This window comes from Paenibacillus sp. P4_A9 (assembly GCF_056402415.1).
Genome location: NZ_JBFUHL010000131.1, coordinates 1 through 5,587 on the forward strand (window position 1 = coordinate 1; position 5,587 = coordinate 5,587).

Sequence of the window (5,587 nt, forward strand, 5' to 3'; positions counted from 1 at the left end):
GTCCAGATCATGTTAACTCCAGCATCCGCATGAATCTCATTGGTTGCAAAACCTGTGGATTCCCAATTTTCTTGGTTGGTCACATTGGATGGAAACCGTTCCGGCGGAAAACCCCACAACTGAGTGTACTGATGGGGGGCATCAGCTATCATGATGTCCGTTATGATGTAAATACCAACTTCTTTAACAAAGATGACCTTGCGGATATGCGTTGCCTTCACATGCACATCTTTTTCATTCCCATAACCGTCATCATAGTTACCCTCGCAATAATCAAATCGATCTGACGAAAGCCATCTCGTACCGATTGTGTTTGCGTAGGGACTTACATCCGCGTTTTCGCCATATATCAGTCGGCGCTGCGAGTTCCCGTCAACGATCACCGTATTATGACCGAAGGATTTATATCTATAATCATCGATCTGCTCGATTACGGGTTGCTGATCTTCCGGAATAAAACCTTTAATCCCATAGGAACCTCCGCCTGCTTCAATCAGCAAATGACGTCCAAAGGCGATCAGATCCACAGAGTTTATGTTTTCACACGCATGTCCAGTACCACGTCTTGATGCGATAAACCAGAGATAACGGCTAGTGATATTCCAACTGTCTCTTAATGCGTAATATCCACAGTATGGCAGTCCAATTGATGTAAAAGATGGTGAGACATCTGTGTTATCGCCAAACAAAGCTTCAATGATCGTTTCAGACTCCAAACAAGGTGCTTTTTCAAGTTCCTTCTTGTTGTTCAAATACTGAACTTTTTTATATGCCCATAAAGTTTCGCTTTCTTGTGTAAGATCTGGCGGATAATCCGTAGAGTGAGTTCCGATCGCTGGAAGTCCTCCAAATGGCTGTATGAGACTTCTAAGCATTCTTGCTCTTTTTAACATTAAAGCCTGAATGTCTTCAAACCATGGCGGTGCGATGTCGGAAAAGAGTTGGAAGAGTTTAAATGCTTCATGTAAAAAGACACCATTATATATAAAAGACTGTTCTAGGTCTCCTCCATCGTGTAACATAGCTTTCTCTGTTGCGGAGGCTGTAAAACGCATGATACCTAGCTTTAACCATTCCTTGGCATCCTTGAATTCTTTCATGAAATGGCCCGCTGTGATAAGCAGCTGTCCGTTTGAGCTTAGCTGATTGGGAACCATGTAGCGCGCATCTTTAATGGTTGCAGCCATATGCTCGTCTACAAGGGACAACATAATCATACAAAGAATATCAGCCGGAATGAATTCCTGTTCGTCCTCCTGCAAAGACCCGACAATCTCGGTTAGGCAAGAAAAAATGCAGCGCATTCTCCTTGGAACCTCATATCCGTTATTCCATCTCCAACTAATCGGAACTGTAGGTCTAAGACCAAGCTCCTCATCACTCATCAAGTCGTACTGCTTTTTATAATTTAAGGAAAAATCCTTCATAATACTAAACCATTTTTCGAGATATGCGCTGTTACGATTTTCAAGCCATTCAAAAACCAAGGTCTTCGTCTCTTCTAGATTATCAATGCAATCCCTCTTACCTTCGGCTCCGAACCAACAGATACCTGAACCAAGCGCCAACACTTGCTCCCTTAAATCATGGGTCAAAAAACCTTTAAAGTCTTCTTTTAAATTGATCTTATATTGTTGTATAAAGTAATTTCTATAGGCTTTCAAAGCTCCCATGTAATCCTGTTTACTCGTAAATGCTTTCATTGTCGCATAAATCTCACATTCGGGATCTAATTGTGCAATCATGCGCGTTGCTATATCGCTAAGTTCATCCGTAATATAGTCAATTCCTGCAATTTTTGTTCGCTCATTATTATCATTCATGTAGTTGTTCACGATTTGTGAAATCGGAGGAACATCCACATTTGAGCTTGAAAGCCTCATTCCTGTCTCGTACAAGTTGTAAGAAGGATAAGTGAAAGATCTGAAATCACTCTCCACTACACTGTCTAGTGATACCGAACCGCCTCTAAGGACTCTCCAAATGCCTTGATCCGCACCTTTCGGGTTTGCAGTATCATCTTGTCTATAGTCTTTTGAATACCAGTCCCAACACCATTCGCCGACATTCCCGCTCATATCATAGAGCCCGAATGCATTAGGCTTTTTTAAGCCTATTTCACGTGTATGTAAAGAAATGGTCATATAATTAAAATGCCATGCAAATTCATTTTGAGGTCCTGGAATAGATTCATTTCCCCAATAAAACTTTGTATCCGTACCCGCTTTGCAGGCATATTCCCACTCCGCTTCTGTAGGCAGGCGGTACCCGTCTGCATCCCATTTAACACAAGCGATATCTAGATCATGTCTTCCGAATCGATATATGTTTATATGTTCCTGATCCTCATAGTAAACAGGTGTAAGACCTGCCATTTCACTAATCGCATTGCAAAACTTGACTGCATCATACCAAGTTACGTTACCCACCGGCTTATTTCCTGAACCGCTTCCCTCAGATAGATCGTAACCCCTAGTTTGACTAAAGACTCTGACAGAATCCCACTGTTGTTTAGTTAGTTCATAGGGCGATAAGGAGAATGAACTCACAATAATCCGTACGCCATCATGTCGTTTATAGCTACCACTAGGTATTTGAATCATATAATTGCTCCTCGAATAATCCCTATTCTCTAAAAGTAAAGAGGACCGCGATTAACGATCCCCTCTACTTTATTTAGATCGAAAAATCTACTGTGTCATGCGCCATTCGTCAAGCTCTTTAACTTATTGCCATTGCTTCAAATACAAACGATTTGCCGCTTCCGTCATGTCATTTCCGATTTCTTTTTTAACTGTTTCAATATATTTGTCGTAGTCTTCTAAGGATTTGGAACCCGTTATTACAGATGCGAACATTGTTTTGAATTCTGCAATCTTCGTATTCACTTTAGGAGTCAAATCTTCGCCTGAAGGCGTTTTCAAAGGACCATTGACTTTCGTGAAATTCCAAACGTTGTTCGCTTTCGAGTAGAGTCCCGTAGCATCTTCAGCGTATTTCTTAATATTGTCGATGTAACTCTTAGCACTAATTGTTTTCGAAAAGTCCCAATTTTCTCCACCCGGCACTCCAAAAGCGATTGCTTCTTTTACAAAAGTATCAGCATTGTTCATTTCCTTCTTGATGACAGGCAGACCATCAACCATATCATACGTTTTTCCTAGAATTCCACGGGCTACCATCATTTGAAGATCTGGATCGGTCCTTAGTTTATCTACAGCGCTCATAGCGGCATGCAATTTATCCGGATCTTTCTCTAATTGCTTGCCGAACATCAAAGGTTGATTCAAAATAAGTTCGTATGTTCCAAGAGCCGGCTTCATGTCAGGCTTGGATTTCGGGAACGGAATCCAATCCATTTTCGCTTGTGGGTTTTTCGTAGTTGTTTGTTCCCAAACGGAGCCTGGATCGAACGGCGCTGCAATTTTGTTGTTCAATGCTGCATATTGGAAGACAACCGTATTTCCATTAATAAATTCATTGTTGAGGGCAGCGTTGTCCATTGTAACGAATTCTGGATTGATATAGCCAGCCTTGTACCATTTAGATAATGTTGCCAATGCTTCATGCATTTCTGGCATAAAGAAGGAATAGGACAACTTGCCATCCTTCAATTGCCATGTATCGAAAGTCACACCGTATGCCGCTAGAACAAAGTATAATGTTTGTTGCATTGCGTCTTTGCCTCGAGCTGAGATCGGAAACTTGTTCGGATATTTTTGTTTGAAGGCTTTAAGGAATACTTCCCAATCTTCAATAGTTTGCGGAGTTTTTAGACCCAGTTCATCAAGAATATCTTTCCGGATCACAAGACCATAAGGATACGTTGTTGATTGTTGTCCAAGAAAGAAGCCCGCCATTTTTCCATCTACTGTAAAGCGATTAAACACTTGTTCTTTTGTCATACCCGCTGCCTGATATTGCTTAAGTGCAAGCGCATACATATTCGGCATGTATTTCTTAAGATCGTCTTCCGTGAATTTAGCAGAAGCATTTTTCAAAAGCTCCGAATCTCCGGTGATATTCATAAACACATCCGGCAAATCATTGGCTGCATAAAGCAGATTCAACTTCTGAAGCTGTTCGCTATCAGGCGCTCCCGAAATGATCAAGTTTTGGCCCAGCTTTGCGTTAATCGCTTTCATATTTTCTGCATCTGGACTCGGCGTGAACCGACCCGAAAACATTTTAATATCGTACTTTTTGGCAACTACCGGTTGCGCCGATGCGGCTGCTGATGCGGCCGGTGAGCTAGTCGAGCTAGTTGAGTCGTCTTTCGCACATCCTACTAATGCAGATGCGAGGAGCAAGGATGAGAGTGATGCAGCAACTACTGTTTTTTTAGACATTTTATGAACCCTCCTGTTTTGTGTAAAAATTATATATAAAGGTTTACACCCATATACCATTATCCTTTTACTGCACCAACCATAATGCCTTTAACGAAATATTTTTGTAGGAACGGATAAACACAAACGATTGGAATGACAACAGCCATAAGAATCGCAGCTTTAACGGATTCCGGCGAGTACAGCTGCCCTTGCATTTGCATATCACTCAAGTTTAATAAATTGCTCGCACCTGACATTTGATTGGCATTATCCAGCACTTCTCGAAGTACGATTTGCAAGATTCTAATTTTTCCGCCATTCGTATACATCAGTGCATCAAACCAGGCATTCCAATGAGCGACCATCGTCCAAAGCGTAACTGTCGCAATGACGGGAGCGGATAACGGAACAACAATACGGAAGAAAATCAATAAATCATTAGCGCCGTCCATTCGAGCGCTCTCTTCCAGTTCTTCCGGTATAGAGTAGAAGAAGTTTCGCAGAATGATAATATTCCACGCACTAACTAAACCGGGCAACACCAAGGCCCAAATCGTATTAAACATATGCAGGTTACGAATTAGAAGATAAGTCGGTATAAGACCCCCGCCAAAAAACATCGTAAACACGACAATCCACATCCAAAACTTACGTCCCCATAATTGCGTCTTTGACAACGGATAAGCAAGCATAGCGCTTACAACTACTGTCAAGAACGTACCCAATATCGTTCGGTAAAACGTCCAATAATACGCTTTTAATATGGTCCCGCCGACAAAAATGCGCTTGTACGCATCTAGTGTTGGATGAATTGTATAAAGATGCAACCCGATAAGTCCCGCTTCGTTGGGCTTACTTAACGAGATGACGACTTGCTGCCAGAACGGATAGACGATGGTGAGACACAAGAGTAACAACAAAGTGATATTAATGACATCAAACGATTTATCCGCTAACGTATGTTTAGATTTCATTCCATTCTCCTTCTTTCTTTCGCATTACCAAATCGAATGATCCGTCGTTTTTCGCACGATCCAATTCGTGGAAACGATCAACATTAGAGCAACTACCCCTTTGCATAGCCCGACAGCGGTTGCGAAGCTAAATTGAAAGCCTTCAAGGCCAATGCGGTATACATAGGTATCGACGATATCAGCAACTCCGAAAACAAGAGGATTGTATAAGCTCAAAATTTGGTCAAATCCAGCATCCAAAACACTTCCTAGCCGCAATATGAACATGATGCTTATGATAGG

3 protein-coding genes and 1 pseudogene are annotated in these 5,587 nt (G+C 41.7%); all 4 read right to left on the reverse strand.

The window, feature by feature from the left end:
• Positions 1 to 2,603 (reverse strand): SUMF1/EgtB/PvdO family nonheme iron enzyme (locus AC1DVJ_RS29695; RefSeq protein ID WP_477596297.1); only part of this gene is annotated, 2,603 nt, incomplete at its 3' end.
• A 123-nt stretch (positions 2,604 to 2,726) separates the two neighbouring features.
• A complete protein-coding gene (locus AC1DVJ_RS29700) occupies positions 2,727 to 4,349 on the reverse strand; it encodes a type 2 periplasmic-binding domain-containing protein (protein ID WP_477596299.1) in 1,623 nt (540 codons plus the stop codon).
• Between the two features lie 59 nt (positions 4,350 to 4,408).
• Positions 4,409 to 5,305: a carbohydrate ABC transporter permease gene (locus tag AC1DVJ_RS29705; RefSeq protein WP_477596301.1), complete on the reverse strand. Its 897-nt coding sequence runs from the start codon at positions 5,303 to 5,305 to the stop codon at positions 4,409 to 4,411.
• 24 nt (positions 5,306 to 5,329) lie between these two features.
• Positions 5,330 to 5,587 (reverse strand): annotated as a pseudogene (locus tag AC1DVJ_RS29710) (sugar ABC transporter permease); the annotation flags it as partial.

What these genes read in the sequence shown, in the direction of transcription:
- AC1DVJ_RS29700 (WP_477596299.1), bottom strand. Translation starts at nt 4,349, where the DNA reads ATGTCTAAAAAAACAGTAGTTGCTGCATCACTCTCATCCTTGCTCCTC.
- AC1DVJ_RS29705 (WP_477596301.1), bottom strand. Translation starts at nt 5,305, where the DNA reads ATGAAATCTAAACATACGTTAGCGGATAAATCGTTTGATGTCATTAAT.